Origin of the sequence: Streptomyces sp. NPDC001787, from assembly GCF_040297465.1 — a bacterium.
Taxonomy (GTDB): Bacteria; Actinomycetota; Actinomycetes; order Streptomycetales; family Streptomycetaceae; genus Streptomyces.
Genome location: NZ_JBEOZE010000017.1, coordinates 162,914 through 183,092 on the forward strand (window position 1 = coordinate 162,914; position 20,179 = coordinate 183,092).

The 20,179-nt window shown below is 70.9% G+C and carries 21 protein-coding genes; 10 read left to right on the forward strand and 11 right to left on the reverse strand.

Annotated elements, in window-relative coordinates; all coding sequences use genetic code 11:
* Window positions 1–37 precede the first annotated feature (37 nt).
* The 4 genes from ABT170_RS23425 to ABT170_RS23440 all read right to left on the reverse strand — a co-directional run bounded on the left by ABT170_RS23425 (window position 38) and on the right by ABT170_RS23440 (window position 3,944).
* Window positions 38–532, reverse strand: coding sequence for a GNAT family N-acetyltransferase (locus ABT170_RS23425; RefSeq protein WP_329945035.1), 495 nt, complete (start codon window positions 530–532; stop codon window positions 38–40).
* Between the two features lie 57 nt (window positions 533–589).
* Window positions 590–2,650: an ATP-binding protein gene (locus ABT170_RS23430; protein WP_351870390.1), complete on the reverse strand. Its 2,061-nt coding sequence runs from the start codon at window positions 2,648–2,650 to the stop codon at window positions 590–592.
* 172 nt (window positions 2,651–2,822) lie between these two features.
* A complete protein-coding gene (locus ABT170_RS23435; protein ID WP_329945033.1) occupies window positions 2,823–3,329 on the reverse strand; it encodes a DinB family protein in 507 nt (168 codons plus the stop codon).
* 48 nt (window positions 3,330–3,377) lie between these two features.
* Window positions 3,378–3,944, reverse strand: a complete 567-nt coding sequence (locus tag ABT170_RS23440; protein ID WP_329945032.1) for a DUF4291 domain-containing protein — start codon at window positions 3,942–3,944, stop codon at window positions 3,378–3,380.
* A 427-nt stretch (window positions 3,945–4,371) separates the two neighbouring features.
* On the opposite strand from ABT170_RS23440, the gene ABT170_RS23445 reads away from it, so the two are divergent.
* Window positions 4,372–4,986, forward strand: a complete 615-nt coding sequence (locus ABT170_RS23445) for a restriction endonuclease (RefSeq protein WP_329945031.1) — start codon at window positions 4,372–4,374, stop codon at window positions 4,984–4,986.
* 60 nt (window positions 4,987–5,046) lie between these two features.
* Here the strand turns inward: ABT170_RS23445 and ABT170_RS23450 are convergent, their stop codons facing one another.
* Complete coding sequence (locus tag ABT170_RS23450; RefSeq protein WP_351870395.1) at window positions 5,047–5,475, reverse strand: spore germination protein GerW family protein; 429 nt, start codon at window positions 5,473–5,475, stop codon at window positions 5,047–5,049.
* A gap of 131 nt (window positions 5,476–5,606) precedes the next feature.
* On the opposite strand from ABT170_RS23450, the gene ABT170_RS23455 reads away from it, so the two are divergent.
* Window positions 5,607–6,242, forward strand: coding sequence for a hypothetical protein (locus ABT170_RS23455; protein WP_351870397.1), 636 nt, complete (start codon window positions 5,607–5,609; stop codon window positions 6,240–6,242).
* A 111-nt stretch (window positions 6,243–6,353) separates the two neighbouring features.
* Here the strand turns inward: ABT170_RS23455 and ABT170_RS23460 are convergent, their stop codons facing one another.
* Window positions 6,354–7,409: an alpha/beta hydrolase gene (locus ABT170_RS23460; protein WP_351870400.1), complete on the reverse strand. Its 1,056-nt coding sequence runs from the start codon at window positions 7,407–7,409 to the stop codon at window positions 6,354–6,356.
* Between the two features lie 125 nt (window positions 7,410–7,534).
* On the opposite strand from ABT170_RS23460, the gene ABT170_RS23465 reads away from it, so the two are divergent.
* Entirely contained in the window at window positions 7,535–8,146 is a 612-nt protein-coding gene (locus ABT170_RS23465) for a TetR/AcrR family transcriptional regulator (RefSeq protein WP_351870403.1), read from the forward strand.
* 11 nt (window positions 8,147–8,157) lie between these two features.
* On the opposite strand, the gene ABT170_RS23470 is transcribed toward ABT170_RS23465, so the two are convergent.
* Window positions 8,158–9,048, reverse strand: coding sequence for a hypothetical protein (locus ABT170_RS23470; protein WP_351870406.1), 891 nt, complete (start codon window positions 9,046–9,048; stop codon window positions 8,158–8,160).
* Window positions 9,049–9,201: 153 nt separating this feature from the next.
* Here ABT170_RS23470 and ABT170_RS23475 point away from each other — a divergent pair, with 153 nt between their 5' ends.
* From ABT170_RS23475 to ABT170_RS23485, 3 genes are all read left to right on the forward strand, one after another.
* On the forward strand, window positions 9,202–9,417 hold the full coding sequence (locus ABT170_RS23475; RefSeq protein WP_329945025.1) for a hypothetical protein: 216 nt from the start codon (window positions 9,202–9,204) through the stop codon (window positions 9,415–9,417).
* 206 nt (window positions 9,418–9,623) lie between these two features.
* Complete coding sequence (locus ABT170_RS23480) at window positions 9,624–10,433, forward strand: phytanoyl-CoA dioxygenase family protein (RefSeq protein WP_329945024.1); 810 nt, start codon at window positions 9,624–9,626, stop codon at window positions 10,431–10,433.
* Window positions 10,430–11,014: a DUF6309 family protein gene (locus ABT170_RS23485; RefSeq protein WP_329945023.1), complete on the forward strand. Its 585-nt coding sequence runs from the start codon at window positions 10,430–10,432 to the stop codon at window positions 11,012–11,014. The genes ABT170_RS23480 and ABT170_RS23485 overlap by 4 nt, the downstream gene beginning before the upstream one ends.
* Here the strand turns inward: ABT170_RS23485 and ABT170_RS23490 are convergent.
* Window positions 10,943–11,692, reverse strand: a complete 750-nt coding sequence (locus ABT170_RS23490; protein WP_351870411.1) for an SDR family oxidoreductase — start codon at window positions 11,690–11,692, stop codon at window positions 10,943–10,945. The genes ABT170_RS23485 and ABT170_RS23490 overlap by 72 nt on opposite strands.
* 90 nt (window positions 11,693–11,782) lie before the next feature.
* Between ABT170_RS23490 and ABT170_RS23495 the strand changes: the two genes are divergently transcribed.
* Window positions 11,783–13,114, forward strand: coding sequence for an aspartate aminotransferase family protein (locus ABT170_RS23495; RefSeq protein WP_351870414.1), 1,332 nt, complete (start codon window positions 11,783–11,785; stop codon window positions 13,112–13,114).
* 13 nt (window positions 13,115–13,127) lie between these two features.
* On the opposite strand, the gene dnaE is transcribed toward ABT170_RS23495, so the two are convergent.
* A complete protein-coding gene (dnaE, locus tag ABT170_RS23500) occupies window positions 13,128–16,724 on the reverse strand; it encodes a DNA polymerase III subunit alpha (RefSeq protein WP_351870417.1) in 3,597 nt (1,198 codons plus the stop codon).
* Window positions 16,725–16,900: 176 nt separating this feature from the next.
* On the opposite strand from dnaE, the gene ABT170_RS23505 reads away from it, so the two are divergent.
* Window positions 16,901–17,848: a LysR family transcriptional regulator gene (locus tag ABT170_RS23505; protein WP_351870420.1), complete on the forward strand. Its 948-nt coding sequence runs from the start codon at window positions 16,901–16,903 to the stop codon at window positions 17,846–17,848.
* Between the two features lie 23 nt (window positions 17,849–17,871).
* On the opposite strand, the gene ABT170_RS23510 is transcribed toward ABT170_RS23505, so the two are convergent.
* Both ABT170_RS23510 and ABT170_RS23515 read right to left on the reverse strand, forming a co-directional pair.
* Window positions 17,872–18,081, reverse strand: a complete 210-nt coding sequence (locus ABT170_RS23510; protein WP_351870423.1) for an aquaporin — start codon at window positions 18,079–18,081, stop codon at window positions 17,872–17,874.
* 372 nt (window positions 18,082–18,453) lie between these two features.
* A complete protein-coding gene (locus ABT170_RS23515; protein WP_351870426.1) occupies window positions 18,454–18,726 on the reverse strand; it encodes a hypothetical protein in 273 nt (90 codons plus the stop codon).
* Window positions 18,727–18,778: 52 nt separating this feature from the next.
* Between ABT170_RS23515 and ABT170_RS23520 the strand changes: the two genes are divergently transcribed.
* Window positions 18,779–19,450 (forward strand): TetR/AcrR family transcriptional regulator, encoded by a 672-nt coding sequence (locus ABT170_RS23520; protein WP_351870429.1) that lies wholly within the window; start codon window positions 18,779–18,781, stop codon window positions 19,448–19,450.
* A 178-nt stretch (window positions 19,451–19,628) separates the two neighbouring features.
* Window positions 19,629–20,099 (forward strand): hypothetical protein, encoded by a 471-nt coding sequence (locus tag ABT170_RS23525; RefSeq protein ID WP_329945016.1) that lies wholly within the window; start codon window positions 19,629–19,631, stop codon window positions 20,097–20,099.
* The last annotated feature ends 80 nt before the right edge of the window (window positions 20,100–20,179 follow it).

Consider the following 20,179-nt stretch of genomic DNA (forward strand, 5'->3'; position numbering starts at 1 on the left):
CGGGGGTGCGCGGGCACGCCGTCGCGGCACGGACGGATCAGTGGGGCGGGGCGCTCAGGCCGAGGGTGTACAGGCGCCCGGGGCGGCCGTCGAACGAGGCCTCTCCCGTCGGTTCGAAGCCCGTACGGATCAGCACGGCGTGCGAGGCCGGATTGTCCAGGGTCGTGGCCGCCCGCAGAGTGGTCAGCCCGTACTCGGAGGCGGCCAGCGCGCAGACCTGCCGTACGGCGTACGTCGCCAGCCCCCGGCCGGCCGCCTGCTCGGCGATCCGGTAGCCGAGTTCGGCGGACCCCTCCGCGACATCGAGCAGGTTGACCCGGCCCAGGACCGCGCCGTCGCCGTCCTGCACGAGGTGGAAGTGATGCAGCCCGGCACTCTGCTCGGCGAGCAGCTCGTCGTGCCTTTCCCCGAAGCGCGTGAAGTAGTCGTCGCCCCGGTCCGGTACCGAAGCGGCGAAGTACGCCCGGTTCCGCTTCTCGAAGGCGAGCAGGGCGGGGCCGTGGTCGGGGCGGAGCCGGCTGATGACGATCATGCGGTGACGCTACCGGCTCGGAGTGCCCGCGGACCGGGCGGGATCACGGCACGGCCCTCAGGGGCGGTGCCGTTCCAGCGCGTGGGCCAGGCCGCGCTCGGCGTCGTCGGCCGAGGCACGGTGGTAGGCACGCTCGTATGCCGTGTCACCCGCGGCCTCCCGTGCCTGGCGCTCCCACCGTGCGCGGATCGCGCCGAGCTCGGGGGTGCCGCGATGGGGGTGGCCGATCATCCGCCAGTACGTGTGTCCCGTGCCGGAGGTGCGGGCCGCCTCGACCCCGTCCCCCTGGGCGGCGATGGCCCCGGCGAGCAGGTCGAGCCCGAGCGCGATGCCGAGGCTGTCGTGGAGGTCGTTCTTGCTCGCGAGCATGGAACGCGCGTGGGCTTCGGCATGCCGGGGGCGCCCCTGGAGCATGTGTATCAGGGCGAGCTGATGGTCGGCGTAGGCGCGGGCCCAGCGTTCACCGTGGCGCAGGCTGATCCGCTGGAGCCGGGTGGCCTCCTCGTACGCCTCGTCCAGGCGGCCGAGCGCGGAGAGCGCGAAGAGCCTTATCACCCGGCAGCGCAGTTGTGAGGGGGCGTCGTCCGCGCCGTCCGGCAGATGGCGCAGCGCGTGGTCGCTGACGGAGTGGGCCGTCTGCGGACGGCCCATCATCAGGTAGGTGAAGCTGATGCTGTGGGCGGCGGAGAGTATCGACTCGGCGTCCTGGTCGCGGCGCGCGGCGCGATTGCACTCCTCGCCGACCCGGCGGGCGGCCTTGTGGTCGCCCTGGAGCGTGAGCGTGATGCCGAGGGCCCAGAGGGCGCGGGTGTGGTGCGGTCCGGGTGAGGGCGGCAGGGTGAGGGCCCGTTCGAGATAGCCGCGGGCCTGGTGCAGATGGCCGCAGCAACTCCAGAACAGCCCGGTGCATCCGGCCATCTCGACGGCCTTCCCCGGGTCCTCGGCGAGCAGGTGCTCCAGGGCGGCACACAGGTCCGCGTGGGTGTCGGCGATCCTGCGGTACCAGGCGACCTGGGACGGGCCGAGCCAGCCCGCGTGGGCCTGCGCCGCGACGGTGGCGAAGTGCTGGGCGTGGCGTTCGGCGAGCGGACGGTCCTCCGCCAGTTCCGCGAGCCACATGGCACCGTACTCGCGCAGGGTGTCGAGCATCCGGTAACCGTCCCCGACCCGCTGGAGGACGGACTGGGAGGCGAGCCGCTCCATCGTGGGAGCGATGATGCCGGCGGTGAGCGGCCCGCCGGAGCACACGGCCTCCGCGTCGGCCGTCCCCACGACCCCCCGGAAGACGGAGAGCCTGGCCCACAGCAGGCGTTCGAGCGGCGCGCAGAGCTCATGGCTCCAGCCGATGGTGGTGCGCAGCGTACGGTGGCGCCGGGGCCACAGCGCCTCGTCGGTGAGGGCGTCGAGCCGGGAGGCGAGACGGCCGGTGATCTCCCGCGCGCTGCTCTCACGGAGCCGGGCGCAGGCCAGCTCGATGGCCAGCGGGACCCCTTCGAGGCGGCGGCAGATCTCCACCACCGCCGACGCGGTGTCCGGGTCGTCGAGCGTCAGATGCGGAGCCGCGGTGGCGGCGCGGTCGCGGAACAGCCGCACCGCCTCGTCCTGCGGCCGGTCCCCGTCCGCCGCCCCGTCCTCGTCCGCGCCCGTCGACAGCGGCGGTACTTCGACGCAGTGCTCCCACTCGACGCCGAGGGGCTGCCTGCTCGTGATGAGCACGGTCAGTCCCGGTGCCGCGTCGAGGAGTTCCCCGACGAGCCGCCGACAGGAGGTGACGACGCGCTCGCAGCAGTCGAGGACGAGCAGCAGCCGCCTGCCGGCCAGCCACTCGCGCAGTGCCTCCTCCGGGAGACGCGAGCTGTGGTCGAGCAGTCCGACGCCGTCGCACACCGTCGTGATGAGCAACTGGTCGTCGTAGAGCGGGGACAGATCGGTCCACCACACACCGTCGGGGAAGCGGTCCCCGACGGTGTCCGCGGCGCGGAGCGCCAGCCGGCTCTTGCCGACGCCCCCGCTGCCCGTGAGCGTGACCAGCCGGTGTTCTTCGAGTGCCCGTTCTATGCGGGCCAGTTCGCTGCTGCGGCCGACGAAACTGGTCCTCACGACAGGAAGGTTGCCCATCACGGAGGACATCCTGCCTCGCAAGCATCCTGGCTCTGCGTTCATGACGGACAACAGTCAGAAACGGCCGACAATGAAGCCTGAACGGTCGTGAATTGGCGCGATCTGGCGTCGTGTGAGCAGCGGGGGCGCGTACGTGTGGCGGGGAGCCGTAGGTGTCCTGGTAGTGCGTCTACTCTCCGGTCCCGCCGTCGACGGCTTCACGCAGAAGGTCCGCGTGGCCGTTGTGGCGCGCGTACTCCTCGATCATGTGGGTGAGGACATAGCGGAGGCTGAAGACCTCCTCGCGCCACCGCACGGTGGTGTCCAGGGAGTCGACGGATGCGACGATCGCGCGGGAGCGCGCGCAGGCGGCGTGCCAGAACATGAACGCCTCGTCGGGATCGGCCGATTCGACGTCGAACTCGGCGAAGGAGCCATCGGCGTTCCTCGGCCAGTGGGGGCCTGTTTCCTCCCCGTTCCAGACGTACTGGAACCAGCTGCGTTCGACCTCGGCCGCGTGCCGGACCAGTCCGAGCAGGGACAGCCCGGACGGCGGGCACGCCTTCCGCCTCAGCGGGCCGGCGGCCAGTCCGGCGCACTTCATCGCGAGAGTGTCCCGCTGGTACTGGAGGAATCCGGTCAATGACGTGCGCTCGTCCGCTGTCCGGGACGGAGCTGTCCGCTGGTGATCATTCATCGGGCAATCATCCTGGAGGTGTGACCGGCCGCGGAACCGCGGGCACGTTCATCCGTCGATGCGCAGACGCCCGGCGGTGGTCGCGGGCGCCGGGCAGACGCGCTCCGGAGGGAGCAGTCGCCGGGCCTTCGCGGTGTGCCCGCCCTGTGCGAGCCCGGCGATCCTGCGGGCCTGCGCGGTGACGTCGGTGAGGTCGACGATCCAGTCGTCGACGAATGTCCGGATCAGTCCGCGGCCCACGCCCACTTGGATGCTGTAGTGGTTGAGCGCCGCTCCTCGCAGCGAGCGTTCCGGGTCCCACTGGACGTGAACGGCGGCCCGGGCGACACGCGCCGGGTCGGATGTCGTCAGTACGGCCTGCGAGAGAGCCTCCTCCCACCCCTCCCGGGTGATCCGTACCGCGAGGACGCGTTCCTGTCCCGGCTTCCGCGCCCAGTTGCTGCGATGCATGAGCCACAGGAACGAGGGTTTGATCCATGTCATGCGGCTGAACGAGAAGGGTGCCACGAAACGGCCGGCCCGCAGGGCCGGGTCCGCGACCGCGGGCGAGTACGCCTGATACACGACGATCGTCCGGGCGTCGTACTGGGCGCGTATCTGGCGCAGGGGAGGCATGCGGTCACAGTGGCAGGGCGCGAATTCCCCGGGCAAACGCTTTTCCGGGGCGCTCCCGGGGCGCTCCAGGAGTGGAGCACGGGCTTCCGGCGGCTCCGGCGAATAACTGAAAGTGACCTTCCGTCCACGCAATGTCAGTGGCTGCTGCTTTGATGGGGTCGCTGCGCGGGGAGCCGCAGCGGACCGGGAGGGGAAGCGTCATGCCCTGGACGCATGCGTACGGACGTCGGGACGGCCGGGACGGGACGAGGACGCGGGAACGTCCCCGGAGCGGCCGGTGAGTGCCCGCCGGCCTTCCCACCGTCCTCCCCGGCGTTCCGCGCGCCGTTCCGTAAGCCGTTCCGTACGCGGACCCGCCGGCTGTACGTCCCGGAGAGCCCGGCCGGCCCGCTCGCGCAAGCGTCAGCAGGTACGGGCGGGAGAGGTCGTGGTGGTGGCCGCCGTGGGCCTGTGGGTTCTCGACGGAATCCTGAACTGGCTCTCGGACCACTTCTGGGCCGTTCCGTCGGCCCTGGCCGTTCTGGTGGCCGGTGGTGTTCTGTGGCAGCGGCACAGGATCCGGCGGAACAGGCAGCGGCGGACGAGGGAGAGCGCGCTGCGCTACCCGCTGGCCCGGCTCGATCAACTGCACCACCGGGACTTCGAGTACGCGATACGGGACCTGATGATCCGTGACGGCTGCGAGGACGCGGTCCAGGTCGGGGGTGCCGGGGACAACGGAGCCGATGTCAAGGCCACCGATCCCTACGGCCGGCGCTGGGTGATCCAGTGCAAACACCGCCGGGACGGCCTGGCGGGGGCGGCCGTGGGCACCCCGGACCTACAGGTCCTCAACGGCACGGGACGGCCGGTGCACAAGGGGGACGTCATCGTCCTGGTGACGAATGGGCGGTTCTCCGCACCGGCCGTGGAGTTCGCGAGGACGCAGCGACTGCATCTGGTGGACCGCCGGACTCTCGGCGCATGGGCGGGCGGCTCGCGTCCGCTGTGGGAGCTGCTGGGGGTGGTGCCGCCGCCGCGCCGGCCGAGTTCGCTGTCCTGAGGAAGCCGCGTCCCGGCCGGCCGGGACGGACGGCCGGTTTGCTCGCTCGCGGGACGGTCCTCAGCCTTGCCGGCGCCCGAGTCCGGCGAGGGCTCGGGCGGCCCGGGGAGCGGCGACCGCGGCCAGGAGCAGGGCCGCGGGGATGACCGCGTCGGCCCATGGGGGCCGGATCGGCCGGTAGACCGCGGCACCTTTCCTGATCTCGATGAACCCGAGCGGGCGCGCCGTGGCGGCGCCGCCCCCTCCACCGCCCTCGCTGGTTCTCCTGTCACCGCTCTCCTGGGCGGCTCCGCCGCCGAACCCGATTCTGGCCGACGCCACAGGGATGACGGTGATGCCGTCGCGGACGACCGGCTCCCCGAAGACGGCCGACACCGACGCCCTGCCGCCGAGGCGCTCGGCCACCCGGTCCAGCAACCGGCCCGCGGCCTCCGCGCTCGCGCCCTGTGTCGTACCGGCTTCCTGCGGCGTCCTGGGTGGCGTTGCCATGGTGATGCCTCCGGGGCTGGTGTGCTGATGGGCGGGCGTACCGAGTATTGCCGCCGGGGACCGGCCGGGGAATGCCGGAGTACGGGGCGGATGGCCCGCCGGCGGGACGGCCCGCCGCCTAGGCTTGCGGCATGAGCGATGCGCGGGTGGTGCTGATCGGTGGAACGTCCCATGTCGGCAAGTCGACTGTCGCCCGAGCGGTGGCGGAACGGCTCGGGTTCGTGTGCCTGTCGACCGACGGGCTGGCGCGTCACCCGGGGCGGCCCTGGGCCACCCCGGACCACGGGGTCCCGCCGCATGTCGCCGAGCACTACCGGTCGCTGACGGTCGATCAGCTGATCACATCCGTTCTCGACCACTACGAAGCGCTGTGGCCCCGCATCGAGGATCTGATCGCTTCACATGCGGACGGGAGCGGCGACAGGCCCGGTCTGGTCCTTGAGGGTTCGGCTCTCCGGCCCGCCCGGATCGCGGAACTGACGGTCCCGCACACCGCCGCCGTATGGCTCACCGCGGACATGGACCTCGTACGCGCCCGGGTGCACCAGGCCGGTGGATACGAGCGGGCGGCGGAGGGGGAGCGGTATCTGATGGAGAAGTTCCTGGCGCGTACGGAGCGCTATCAGGACCTCATGGTGGAGTCCGCCGACCGGCTGGGCCTGGACCGGCTCGACGCCGGCGGCCGGTCCGTACCGGCGCTGGCGGATGCGGTGCTCGCGGTCGTCGGAGCGCGGCAGTCGGCGGGCCGGCCGTCCACCCGGCGCTGAGCGGGCCGCCGCCGGGTCGCGTATGGATCCGGCCGGTGCCGCGGACGGCATCGCCGGGGGAAGGCGATGCCGTTCGCGGCACCGGCCGGGCACGGGTGGGTGAGGGGCGGGTCAGCCGTTCAGGGTCTGCTTGAGCCAGTCGACGATGACGGGCAGCACCTCGGGCAGCCTGGAGATGGCGCAGTGGCCGGTGCCGGGGACGAGTTCGACCCGGGTGTCCCGGCGGCCCCCGAAGACGAGCGTGTCCTGCTGGGGGATGTGGACGTCGTCGGCCCCGTTGATCACCAGCATGGGCACCTGGGTGTCCTGGTCGAGCAGCGGGCGCAGGTCGAACCGGGAGAACGCGTCGCTCTGCTCGTCGGGGGTCGGGGGACGGCTGAAGCCGAGCGCGTTGCCGACGATTCCCTCCATGCCGTACGCGAATCCGCGGCCGGGCGCGAACGCCGCTTCCACCGGCCCGCCCAGGACGATGGAGGCGTCCACCGCGCCGGTGAGTCCGGTGCGGGCGGAGTAGTAGCCGCCCATGGAGATCCCGAAGTGCGCCACCTTGCCGTCGCTGATCCCGCGGGCCTCGGCGATCACCCCCTCGATGATCTCGGTACCGCCATCGGGGGTCATGGGGATGTGGCTGGTCTCGCCCGTTCCCGCGAGGTCGAACGCGATGACCCGGGTCTGTGAGAGCTGGGCGAGCTGGACCCACAGCGGGTGGAGGTCCATCTTCCAGGAGTCCACCCCGCCGCTCGCGAGGGTGACGGGGGCGTCGGCGGGCAGACCGGGCACCGCCAGGATGTGGATCGTCACCCGCGCCGTGCCGCCCCGGTACGGGACGGTGAGGACGCGCCGCTCGAAGTCCACCGGGAAGCCGGGCGCGGAGAGTTCGTACTGCTGGGCCTGCCGGGCCAGCGCGGCGCGCTTGGGCTCGTCGGCCAGGGTGGGGAACTTCGCCCAGCCGTGGGCGAGCACCGCCAGGTCGTGGCGGCCGGCGCCGGCGTAGCGGTCGGCGAGCCGTGTCCACTCGTGAACCCAGCCGCCCGGCGCGTCCGGCCACATGTCCACGATCGCGGCACGGGTCGCGTCGACGTCCTCGTCGGGCAGTCCGAAGCCGGTCATCTGCGGGTACCGCTCCACGAACAGGTCACGGGGGTCCAGAGGCCATACGTACGACATGTCGACTCCTTGCGCGTCACCCTGGGCAACGCTAAAAGCGGGAAATCTTGCTTTAAGCACCATGGATCACTTCGGCGCTAAAAGCAAGAAGTCTGGCGTTAGTATGGGTGCGAGGAGTGATGCACATGACCGAGGGTGAAATCCGGCGCCGTCCGGGCGGCCGGGGTGCGCGCGTGCGCCAGGCCGTGCTGGACGCGGCCGTCGACGCGCTGGTGGAGAACGGGGTGACCGGATTCAGCTTCGCCGACGTCGCCGCGAGGGCCGAAGTGAACGAGACGTCCGTCTACCGTCGCTGGCGCACCCGCGAGAACCTGATCACCGACGCGCTGCTCGCCGTCAGTGACCGCCGCATCCCGGTGCCGGACACGGGTTCGGTGCGTGAGGACCTGCGCGCCTTCGCCGCCCTGGTGGTGGACTACCTCAACAGTCCGCTGGGCGGAGCGCTCGCCCGCGCCGCCGTGATCACCGTGGACGACCCCGAACTGGCCGCGGCCCGTGAGGAGTTCTGGCGGTCGAGGCTGGAGCTGGCCGGTGCGATGGTCGAACGGGGCATCGCACGCGGCGAACTCCGCGCCGGGACGGATCCGCGCGTCGCCCTCGAAGCGCTGATCGCACCCCTCCACAGCAGGGCGCTGCTGACCCGTGAGCCGTTGGACGAGGATCTGCCGCGTGCGCTGGCCGATCTGGTCCTGGACGGGCTGGGCGCACGCGGGATCGGTCCTGCCTCCCCGGCCTGACCCGTGTCGGGTCAGGCGTCGAATCTCATCGAGACGGCCTGTTCCAGTGTGAGACCGCTCGCGTCCTCGTCCGGTTCGAGGAACGCGTGGATCACGGCGAGAGCGACCGTACCCATGAGGGAGCGGCGGTTCGCGTGGTCGACGACACCGGAAGCGGGGTCACCGATGGCGCGCAGCGTCATTCCGTCCGTCGTCGCGGAGAGGGCGTTGGCCAGGTCGTCGAGGGTGAGCCCCGGACGCAGCCGCAGGCCGCGCTCCCGCATCACGGCGCTGTACAGCTCCTTCCACGAACCGAGATAGTCCTCGTACATGGCGCAGACGGCCTGCGCGATCTCCTCGTCGCCCTCGGCCGAGGTCATGAGGGCCAGGCCGAGCCGTACGGACGGCATGGCGGTGCCGTCGGCGGTGTGCCGGTACGCCGTCTCGTGCACCGCGCGCACGAAGTCCGGCCCGTTCACCAGCATCCTGGTGTTCGCGTCGCGCTGCTCGCGGTACTCGGGCCGGTAGTTCTCCCGCCACACCGCGAAGTTGATCAGATCGGCGACGTACGCCGACTGCGCGCTCCAGCGGTCCCGCAGCATCGCCACGGTGCCCTGCCGCGGAAACGGGCGGGGGTTGTTGGCGACCTCGGCGGCGATCGCGCGCTGCGAGAGAAAGCTGAGGAACGGGCGCTCCCCCTGCGCCCGCCCCGGGGATCCGGGACCGAGGTGCTGCCCCAGCAGACGCATACCGGCCGCCAGATACGCGGCCGTGACCGGGTCGTTCGCCAGCCGGGAACGGAAAGTACGGGTACGCCGGTTGAGATGCCGCAGCACCCCGGAGAGGTCCCGGTCGTAGGGGAAGGGAAGCTCGCGCTTCGGCCCCTTGACCCAGGGAGTGCGCGGCTCGTTCACGTTTGCCATGCCCGCATACTTCCCCGGGCCGCGTTCCGCCGGAAGGCGCGCGGCTGCGCGGAGGTATCACCGTGCCGGCCGCTACCGCGCGCCTGCGGGGCTGCGCACCGTCCGACGATCGCGCTAGACCGGGTCCTCCCCATGGTGGAGGTGTGATCGACGATGCTCCCGACAGACATGAGCGGTGCGGCGTGGATGCTGGTGGCTGCCGCGGTCAGCGGCCCCGCGGTCCGGCTGATCCTCGGTGTGCTGACCATCCACGCGACCCGCGAGGCTCTTCGTCCGACAGCGCGCTCGAAGGCGGCCGACCGGCTCCGCGCCCACCGCCTCGCGGTGCTCCGAGCCCTTCTCAACAGCCTGAAGCCTCCTGGAAGGTGAGGAGTCCGCGCCGCGGAGTCACAGGCTCCGCGGACGCCGCGCCGGGCGGGCCCGCCCGGCGCGCGGATGCCCGGTTCCGGCCAAGGTAATGGCGTTTGGCCATTGTCAGTTGTTCAGGAGTGCCCCATGAACCAGTGGGATAGAAAGCACCGGACGTTCGGCGGTATTTCTATCGGCAGCTCGGTGAATACTGGGGGGTTCCTCGCGTGATCGGCTTCATGGATGTGGATGCGCAGCTGGAGAACTTCGACAAGAGCGGCTACCTGGTACTGCCCGGATTCCTTCCTCCCGGTCTGGTCGGGCGGCTCGTGCCCGAGGTCGACCGGTGGGTCGACACGGGCCTGCGGCAGATATCCATCGACGCGTGCCTGCGGCCGGGCGAATGCGCCCCGCCGCCGACGGTGGAGCTGGAGATGGAGGCGCACGGGGAACTCGCCTCCTGCACCCCGCTGCTGGAACTGCTCGGTGACGACCGTCTGCTGGGGGCCGACTTCGTCTTCCATCACCTGCACAGCGACCGTCGCCCGCCCGGCGGCAGCGGCAAGAACTGGCACCACGACTACGAACAGAGCCCTCAGCGGGACCGCGACCACCCCATGATCCACGCTCTGCACTACATCGGTGGGCTCACGCCCGCCATGGGCTCCCTCGCCGTCATGCCCGGATCGCACGGGCAGGTGGCCGAGAAGGACGCCTGGAACCACCTCGGCACCGCCTGGCAGCCGGGCGAAGTCCTCATCGACGAGCTTCCGCCGGGCTCCACCGTGCTGCTGCACTCCGCGCTGTTCCACACCCGGCGCGCCGCGCCCGGTCCGGCGACGGGCGGGGACCCCCGGTACATGATCGACGCGTCGTACTGCCGGACGGGCACGCTGTGGCCCCCGGTCAAGCCGTACTGGCGCAGGGTGCTGTCCGCGGGCCGGGACCGGGGTCTGGGCCAGGGACGCTGGCCGGAGCTCTTCTCCGACCGGCACTTCAGCGAATTCGTCCGCACAGGCAGGGGAACACCGGCATGAAGGTGCTGGAAGCCGTCACGTTCGACGCACTCATGAGGCGCTTCAGCCGGGAACACCCGTACGACCGGAATGACGGGGCCAACTCCAACGACGAGGCCGAGACCCATATCCGCAACGCGCAGTCGACCCTGGGCGGACGCTGGCACGAGGTGCTGCTGGAGGGCACCGAAGTGCTCGATGTCGTCCTGCCGTGGCACCTGGGGGAGGGCGGCGATGTCGAGCTGATCCCGAGGACCGGGCTCACCGTGGCCGCGGCGGCGTCCCGGCTCGCCGCGCTGGGGTCCTCGTACGCCCGTACCAATCCGCTGTGCGGCCTCAAGCTGGCACGTCAGACCCATGCCCCGCCCCGGGCACTCTTCCTCAGCACCAGTGCGGTGCCCGGGGCGGACTACGAAGCGCTGACGGTGCGCGAGGGGCTGATCCATCTGGACGGCCTCCACCGGATGCTGGCCTGGCAGCAGGCCGGGCAGCTGGTCCCGGGCCGATGGGTGAAGGCGTATGTCGCGGGGCTATCCCCGGCCGACGTACGGCATGGAGCTCGGCATGACCAGGACGGACTGAATGTTCACCCCGGCGGGTAGTGCGGCCATGGCACGGACCATGTCGACGACATGGCGCATATCCATGGTCGGCTCGGCCCGCAGCGAGCCGTCCGCCTGGCGTACGGCGGGCTGCGGCCGGTCGTACGGGGTCACATTGCCGATGTCGATCTGGCCGCAGGAGATGTCGTGGCGGCGGCCGTCGAGGGAGAGCGAACGCGTCAGTCCGGCCACCGCGTGCTTGGCGGCGGTGAAGGCGATCGAGTCGGGCCGGGGGGCCTGGGCGGAAGGGGCACCGTTGTTGATGATCCGGCCGCCGCGCGGGGACTGCGCCTTCATCATCCGGAACGCGGCCCGGGAACAGAGGAAGGTACCGGTGGCGATCGAGTCCATGACGCGGTGCCAGTCCTCGGCGCTCACGTCCTCGGTCGCGGTGTACGGCATGGTGTCGGCGGCGTTGTTGAACAGCAGGTCGAGCCGGCCGAACCGGTCCTCCACCGCGGCGAACAGGCCATCGACGGCCGCCGGGTCGGTGATGTCGGCGCGGACCGCGACAGCGCGCTCCCGGTCCCGCTCGGGCGCGAGGGCGGCCGTCTCTGCCAGGGGGGCGGCCCGGCGGCCGGTGAGCACGACCGTCCACCCGTCGGCCAGCAGCCCCAGCGCGCAGGCCCGCCCGATGCCGCTCCCGGCCCCCGTGACTATCGCCGTTCTCACCGTCATGTCGCACACACCCTCTTTCCGTGAGCCACCTTCTCGACGCATGGCTCCCGGAGCGTGTCCCACGGCTTTCTCATCCAAACAGGAGCAGCGATGAATGACGCTTTTCCGGCGCTCGGCGGAACCGACGGCAGCCGATCCTGGTTCGAGCGGGCGCAGGCGTCCCTGGCCGGCGGGATCAGTTCGTCCGCCCGTCTGACCTCGACCGGACCGCACCCCTATCCGCTCTACATGCACAGCGGATCGGGCTCCCGCATCCGGGACGTCGACGGCAACGAGTACATCGACTACCTCATCTCCTACGGCAGCGCCATCCTGGGGCACGCCTCTCCGCTCCTCACCGACGCCCTCACCGACGTACTGCACAGCGGCACGATGTTCGGCACCTGCAACGTGCCCGAGGTCGAACTGGCAGAGCTGATCTGCCGGATGGTGCCCTGCGCGGATCTGGTCCGCTTCGCGAACTCGGGCAGCGAAGCGGTACAGGGCGCGGTGCGCGCGGCACGCGGATACACCGGACGGTCCAGGATCCTGAAGTTCGAGGGCCACTACCACGGCTGGTCCGACACCCTCGCCATCTCCAACCGTCCCACCGTCGCCGAAGCCGGTCCCTACGGCACCCCGCACCCCGTGCCCCACTCGCCCGGCATCCCGGCGGGTGTCGTGGACGATGTGGTGGTCTGCCCCTGGAACGACCCCGCCGCACTGCGGGACGTCCTCGACGCCCACCCCGAACTCGCCGCCGTCATCTGCGAACCCATCGTGGCCAACAACGCCTGCACCATGCCCGACCCGGGATTCCTGGACCTGCTGCGCGAGGAGTGCACCGCCCGCCGGATCGTGCTGATCTTCGACGAGGTCTGCACCGGATTCCGGACGGGTCCCGGGGGAGCGCAGACCCTCTTCGGGGTGGTCCCCGACCTCGCGGTCTTCTCCAAGGCGCTGGGCGGCGGGCTCCCGATCGCCGCCTTCGCCGGGCGCCGCGAGGTGATGGAGCCGCTGGCTCTGGCGCGGGTCAAGCACGGCGGGACCTACAACGCGTCGCCGCTGTGCGCCACGGCCGCCCTTGTGACGCTGCGTGCCCTGAACGATCCCGCCGTCACCAAACGGATCGACGAGACCGGCCGCCGTGTGATGGAAACCGTGCGACGCGCGGCTCATGACGCAGGCGTCCCCTGCGCGGTACAGGGCGTCGGAGCCATGTTCCAGGTCGTCTTCTCCCCGGACGGCACGCCCACCCGCCAGTACCGGGACCTGCTGCGGGCCGACCAGCCCCGCTACGACGCCTTCCGCCACGAGCTGCTCACACGTGGTGTGCACACCAACGCCTACGGCATGGCCTGCTGGTTCGTGCCCGCCACCGTGTCGGACGACGACCTCGACGCCACCTGCCGGGCGATCGGGGAGGCCTTCAAGGTGCTGTGAGGCCTCCCCGGCATCAGGCGAGGCCCACCCACGCCTCGGCCCCGAACGTGCCCTTCACATCGGAGGCGACGGTGGCGGCGTTCACCGTGGCGTCCAAGGCGTAGACGGTGGTCTTCCGCGCGCCGCGCACGCTGAGATGGACCGGGCTGTCTCCCGGGTGGTCCGTGAGGATTCTCTTCAGGTCGCTCACGGACCGCTCGGTGACGCGGTGGGCGGGCAGCGCGAGCCGTACGGGAGGCCGCCCGCCGTGCTCGGCCGCGGACACGTCCAGCACCCGCAGTTGGCTGCCGAAGATGTGCACGGTGCCGTCGCGGTCCTCGATCCTGCCCCTGACGGAGACGACGTTGTCCTCGGCCAGCGCATGCCGCACGAGCTGATAGGACGCCGGGAAGAAGAGGACCTCGATCCCGGCGTCCCGGTCCTCAAGATTCACGATGGCCCAGGCGTTGCCCTGTTTGGTGACCTTCAGCTGGATGCCGGTGATCAGTCCGGAGAGCTGTACGTCCCCGGCGGTGCGGCCGGAGGCGAGGAGTTCGGCGACGGAGCAGTCGCGGGCGCCGGAAAGAATGTGCTCGGCGCCGTCCAGCGGATGGGCGGAGACGTACAGGCCGAGCATCTCGCGTTCGGTCGCCAGCAGCCGGTGACGGGGCCACTCGGCGTCGTCGACGGGGAAGTCCAGGCCGAACGCCGGCCCGCCGTCCTCCTTCCCGCCCAGTCCGGCGAAGAGATCGTCCTGCCCGAAGACGGCCGCTCTCTTCACGGGGATGACCGCGTCGATGGCCTCCTCGTGGATGGCGGTGAGGCCCTTGCGCGAATGCCCCAGCGAATCGAACGTGCCGGCCTTGACCAGGGACTCGACGGCCCTCTTGTTCAGGGCCGGCAGGGCGGCCTTGTCCAGGAAGTCGGAGAAGGAGGTGAACCTCCCCCTGGCACGGCGGGCGCCGACGACGGCGTCGATGACGTTGTCGCCCACGTTGCGCACCGACCGCAGCCCGAACCGCACGTCGTCGCCCACGGCCGTGAACTCCGCGACGGACTCGTTCACATCGGGCTGGAGGACCCGGACGCCGTTCTTGCGGGCGTCGGCGAGGTAGACCGCGGCCTTGTCCTTGTCGTCGCCGACGGATGTGAGCAGGGCCGCCATGTACTCGGCCGGATAGTTGGCCTTGAGGTAGGCGGTCCAGTACGAGACGAGGCCGTATCCGGCGGTGTGGGACTTGTTGAACGCATAGCCGGAGAACGGCAGCATGACGTCCCAGAGCGCCTTGACGGCCTCCTCGCCGTAGCCGTTGCCCCGCATGCCGCGGTGGAACTTGTCCCACTCCGCGGCCAGCACCTCCGGCTTCTTCTTGCCCATCGCCCGGCGCAGCAGGTCGGCGCCGCCCAGCGTGTACCCGGCCAGTTCCCGGGCGATGGCCATGATCTGCTCCTGGTAGACGAGCAGATGGAAGGTGTTGCCGAGGATCGGCTCCAGGGCCTCGCGCAGCTCGGGGTGGATCGGAGTGATCTCCTGGCGGCCGGTCTTGCGGTGCGCGTAGTTGGTGTGCGCGTTCGCCGCCATCGGACCCGGGCGGTAGAGGGCGTTGACCGCCGCGATGTCCTCGAACCGGGTGGGCTCCATCTGCTTCAGCAGGACCCGCATGCCGCCGCCGTCGAGCTGGAACACCCCGAACGTGTTCCCCTCGGCCAGCAGCCGGTAAGTCCTCGCGTCGTCGAGCGGGATCACGGTGTCGCGGGAGCCGCTGTCCATGGGGTCCACGGTGGCGAGGCCGACCCCCCGGTTCTCGCGGATGTTCTCGATGGCCTGATCGATGACTCCCAGGTTCCGCAGCCCCAGGAAGTCCATCTTGACGAGTCCCATCGCCTCGCACGACGGATAGTCGAACCCGGTGATCCGTACACCGTCCGAGGCACGCATGTGCAGCGGGATACGGTCGGTCAGCCTCGTCTTGGACAGGATCACCGCGGCGGCGTGCACACCCGTCCCGCGCGTCAGCCCCTCCACCCCCAGGGCGGTGTCGATCACCCGCTTCACATCGGGTTCGCTCTCGTACATCCGCCGGACCTCCCCGGCCTCGCCGTACCGCTCGTGCGAGGGGTCGAAGACGGCTGCCAGCGGGGCGGACCTGCCGTTCTGGTCCGGTGGGAGCGCCTTGGTGATCCGCTCCCCGTGGGAGAAGGGGTAGCCCAGGATCCGTGAGGAGTCCTTGGTCGCGTTCTTGGCCTTGATCCTGCCGAACGTGTTCACCATGGCGGTGTACTCGTCGCCGTACTTCTCGGTGACGTAGCGGACCATTCTGTCGCGCTGACGGTCGTCGAAGTCGAGGTCGACGTCCGGCGGGTTGATGCGTTCGGGGTTGAGGAACCGCTCGAACAGGAGGCCGTGTTCGAGCGGGCACAGTTCGGTGATCCGGGTGGCGTACGCGACGATGGAGCCCGTGGCCGAGCCGCGGCCCGGACCGAGGGGAATCCTGTTCTCCCGGGCGTGACGGCAGATGTCCGCGACGACGAGGAAGTACGAGCTGAAGCCCATGGGGCCGATGACCGCCATCTCGGTCTCGAAGCGGTCCAGGACGTGCTGGGGGACGGGGCTTCCGTAGCGCAGGGCCAGGCCCCTGAGAACTTCCCCGCGCAGCCATGACTCCTGGGTCTCGCCTTCGGGTACGCCGGGGAAGCGTGGCATCTCGTCGGCGTAGTCGAAGACCTCGTCGTAGGACTCGATGCGCTCGGCGATCAGGAGTGTGTTGTCGCAGGCCTCCGGAATCTCCGAGAAGAGGGCACGCATCTCGGCGGCCGTTTTGAGGTAGTAGCCGGAGCCGTTGAAGCGGAAGCGGTCCGGGTCGTCCTTGTTCCTGCCGACGCCGATGCACAGCAGGCTGTCGTGGGCGTCGGCCTGGTCCTCGGTGACGTAATGCGCGTCATTGGTGGCCAGCAGCGGGATGCCGAGCTCCCCGGCCAGGCGCAGCAGCCCGCCGCGGACCTCCCGTTCGATGTCCAGGCCGTGGTCCATCACTTCCAGGAAGTAGTTCTCGCGGCCGAAGATCTCCTGGTACGCCGCTGCGGCGGCCTTCGCCTCGTCGTACTGGTTCAGCCGCAGACGGGTCTGGATCTCGCCGGACGGACAGCCGGTGGTGGCGATGATGCCCTCCGGCCGCTCAGCGATCAGCTCCCGGTCCATGCGCGGCTTCCCGGCGGGGAACTGGCCCTCGTAACTGGCCTGTGTGCTGAGCCGGAACAGGTTCCGCAGCCCCTGGACATTCCGCGCCCACATCGTCATATGGGTGAAGCGGCCGCCGCCCGCGACATCCTTCGACCCCTCACCGCCGGCGCCGACGGCACGGCGTCCTCCCGGCCCCCAGAACTCCTGCTTCCGGGCGAACCGCGAGGAAGGGGCCACGTACGCCTCGATGCCGATGATCGGCGTGATGCCCTCGAAACCCTTCGCGACCTGGGCGAACTCATGGGCACCGAACATGTTGCCGTGGTCGCTCATGGCGATCGCGGGCATGCGCTGCCGGGCGACCTCGCCGAACATCGGTTTCAGCTTCTGCGCGCCGTCCAGCATCGAGTACTCGGTGTGGTTGTGCAGATGGACGAAAGAATCCGGCACGGGTGGGGCACCTCCGGGGCGAGCGCGTCGGCGGAGGCGGCGGCTGGTCACCCGCCGCCGAGCCGCTGCGAAACCAGACGTTGACCGGAGACATCAAAGCGAGCCGGGAGAGTGGGAATCAAACAACCATATGGCCGCTGTTACTCAATGATTGGTTGAGTCCCTATGATGTCGGCGTGGATCTCACCGCTGTGCGCACCTTCGTCACCGCCGTTGACGCGGAGCAGTTCCAGGAAGCCGCCGTCGCCTTGTCGATCACTCCACAGGCCGTCTCCAAGCGCATCGCCGCGCTGGAGACCGACCTCGGGGTGCGGCTGTTCCACCGCACCGCGCGCGGAGCCCGGCTCACCATCGACGGGCAGGCGTTCCTGCCCCATGCCCGCACTCTGCTCCGGGCCGAGGAGCGGGCCGCCGCCTCCGTACGGCCGGGCAGCCGCGCACTGCGTGTCGACGTGATCGGCCGCCGTCTCTCGGTGGCCGGGCTGCTGCGCGGATTCCACCGCGCACACCCCGACGTCGAGCTCGATGTCGTGACCCTGCTCGACTCGGACGCGGCCGTCGCCGCCATCCTGTCCGGCACGATCGACGCGACCTTCCGGGCCGTGACCATGCCCGGCCGACGGCTGCCCGACGGCATCGAGTCCACCCCTGTCCTCGACGAGCCGCTCCGTCTGTTCACCGGTCCGGCCCACGAGTTCGCCCCGGCTCCCACCGTCGCCCTCGGCCGGCTCGCCGGGCGCCGGATCTGGATGCCCGGCAACCGCCCCGGAACCGAGTGGGCCGCCTACTACGACGCACTCGCCACCGAATTCGGGTTCACCATCGACCCGATCGGCCCCGACTTCGGAATCGAGCACCTCCTCGACACGATCGCGGACTCCGCCACCCTGGCGACCTTCGTCAGCGAGCAGACTCCGCTCGTCTGGCCCGCCGGCCACGACCTGCGACTCATCCCGCTGCGCGACCCGACCCCCGTCTACCCGCACTCACTGCTCTGGCGCGCCGACAACCAGCACCCCGCCCTCATCGCCCTCCGCGCCCATCTCGTCGCCACCCGTCCCACCCGTCCCGACGGCGAGATCTGGACACCGGCGTGGGCCCGGCGTTCCGGACCGCCGCGGTAGCGGAGCGATGGCGTCCCCGGTCGTCAGCGCCGGGGCCGCGGTGCGGTCCGGAGCCTGGCGGGAGCCACCAGGGCCGCTCCCAGCACCGCGCCGAGCTCCGGATTGAGCAGGTGGATCCACGGATGGGTGGGGTGCTGGGCCAGGAGCGCCGGACCGAACTGCCGCGCCGGATTGGCCGATCCGCCACGGACGGGGCCGAGCGTCGCGATGATGACCGCGGTGGCGAGGCCCACCGCGCAGGGGGGGGGGCAGCCTGCGGCCGGCCGGGTGTGCCGGGAGGACGGACAGCGTCATCGTCGGCAGGACGAGGACTCCGGTCTCCGCCGTGAGCACCGCTCCGGCGGGCCATGAGCGGGTCGGCGTGGACGGTCGCGCAGCCGACCGGCCGGCGGGACAGCGCCGGTCCCCGGACAGGCCGGCCGAGCGCCGCTCCCGCGACGGAACCGGCCAGTTGGGCCATGACGTACGGAACGACGGCGCGGGCCGGGAAGGCGCCGAGCCCCACAGTGCGACGGTGACGGCGGGATTGAGATGTCCGGCGGACCGGCGGTCCGGGCGGGGACGCCATGAACGTCATGATCCCCGCCCGTGTGTGCGGAGGGGGCTCACGCCTGGGCGTGCGCGCCTTCCAGCCAGTTGGTGAACTCGCACGCGAAGTGCCGCTGGTGTCCGACGAAGACGTGCTCGGGAGCGTTGGCCGGGAACTGGATGGTCAGACGGATGCGCAGACCGTCGGGACCGTCGCCGAACTCGTGCATGACACGGGCGAACTCGGTGCCGTCGGCGAGGCGTCCGGTGCCGCCGATGCGCACGGGGTATTCCTCGTGGCCCTCGTCCGCGTACTCGACACCGTCGATGACCGTGCGGACACGCGGCACGCTAGCATAGGCGGAGAGAAGCTCTCCGGTTCATTGATGGAAGGTGGGTCTCATGCGGGCGGACGCCGAACGCAGCAGACGACGGATCCTGGATGCCGCCCGCGATGTGTTCCTGGAGCGGGGGCTGGGGGCTCCGCTGGACCTGATCGTGCGCAGGGCGGGTGTGGGGCCGGCCACGCTCTACCGCCGCTATGCCGACCGCGAGGCGCTCGTACGCGATCTCACCGGTGACCTGCTCTCACGCCTTGAGGCCGCGGCCCATCGGGCGGGGCAGGAGGAAGGGGACGCGTTCGGGGCGGTGCGGCGCTTCGTCCACGAGGCCGCCGACCTCCGGATGGGTGCGGTGATTCCGGTCCTGCTCGAACAGCTCGTCGTCGACCAGGAGTTGATCGACAGCCGGACCCGTACGTCGGCGGCGCTCGACCGTCTGATCCGCGCGGCGCACGACTCCGGCCGGCTGCGCCCCGAGGTGGGGTCGGGCGACCTGATCCTTCTGTCGGTCCGGCTGTCGCGCCCTCTGCCCGGCGGTCTCTCCGGGCTCGACGCGGACGGTGCGCTGCTGCACCGCCACCTCGACCTCGCCCTCGACGGTCTGACCACGCAGGCGGCGCCGGCCACGCGGGCCACGCCGGCTTCCGGCCCGGCTTCGGGTCCGGCCCCGGACGAACCGCTCACCTTCGCCGACCTCGTCGCCGCCGCCGACCGCCCGAACGTGGCCGACTGAGCACGCCGAGCCGGAGGGGGCGTTCGCTCGCCCGGACGGGCCGTGCTGCGGGGGAAGTCTGTCAGTGGCCCGTCCATGGTGTGAGCGAACGGCAGCGGTTCCCCCCGATCTGATGGGACAAAGTGTGATATAGCGCCGAATCGATGCGGCTGGACCGGACGGGAGGCACAGTGCTGCCATGACTACTCACGAGAGCAGGTCCGATCTGCTGGCACCCGCCGTGCTGCTGGAGTTCTCCGACGACCTGCGATACGAGGACATCGAGCCCCTGCGTACCTTCCTGGAAGGCCGGCTGGCCGAGCTGGTCGCCGGTCAGGAAGAGGGCGGCGAGGCCCACTTCGCCGCTGTCAGGCTGCTGGACATCACCGTCTCCGACTGTGTGCACCTGGCCGATCTGCTCACCGAATGGGAGCCGGTGGTCCTCGCGCGCATGCAGGAACAGTGCGGCCATGTCCAGACCCTGCGTCAGAACATCGCCGAGTGGTGGAACCGTCTCACCCTCACCGCGCAGCGCTTTTCCGGTCACCCCGGGTACCGGCCCCGCTGGCGCCCTCTGTGCCACATGTGCGTGGCCCACGCGGAGTTCCTCGATTCGGCCGGCGGCGGCATGAGCCGCAATGGCTACGAAGGCACGAGCGCCCACCCGTGACCGAGGCCGCCGGCGCCGATGGGCACAGGGGCCGGCGTGCACCGACCTCGGCCGGGCGCCCGGCGCCCGGCGCCGCGAGC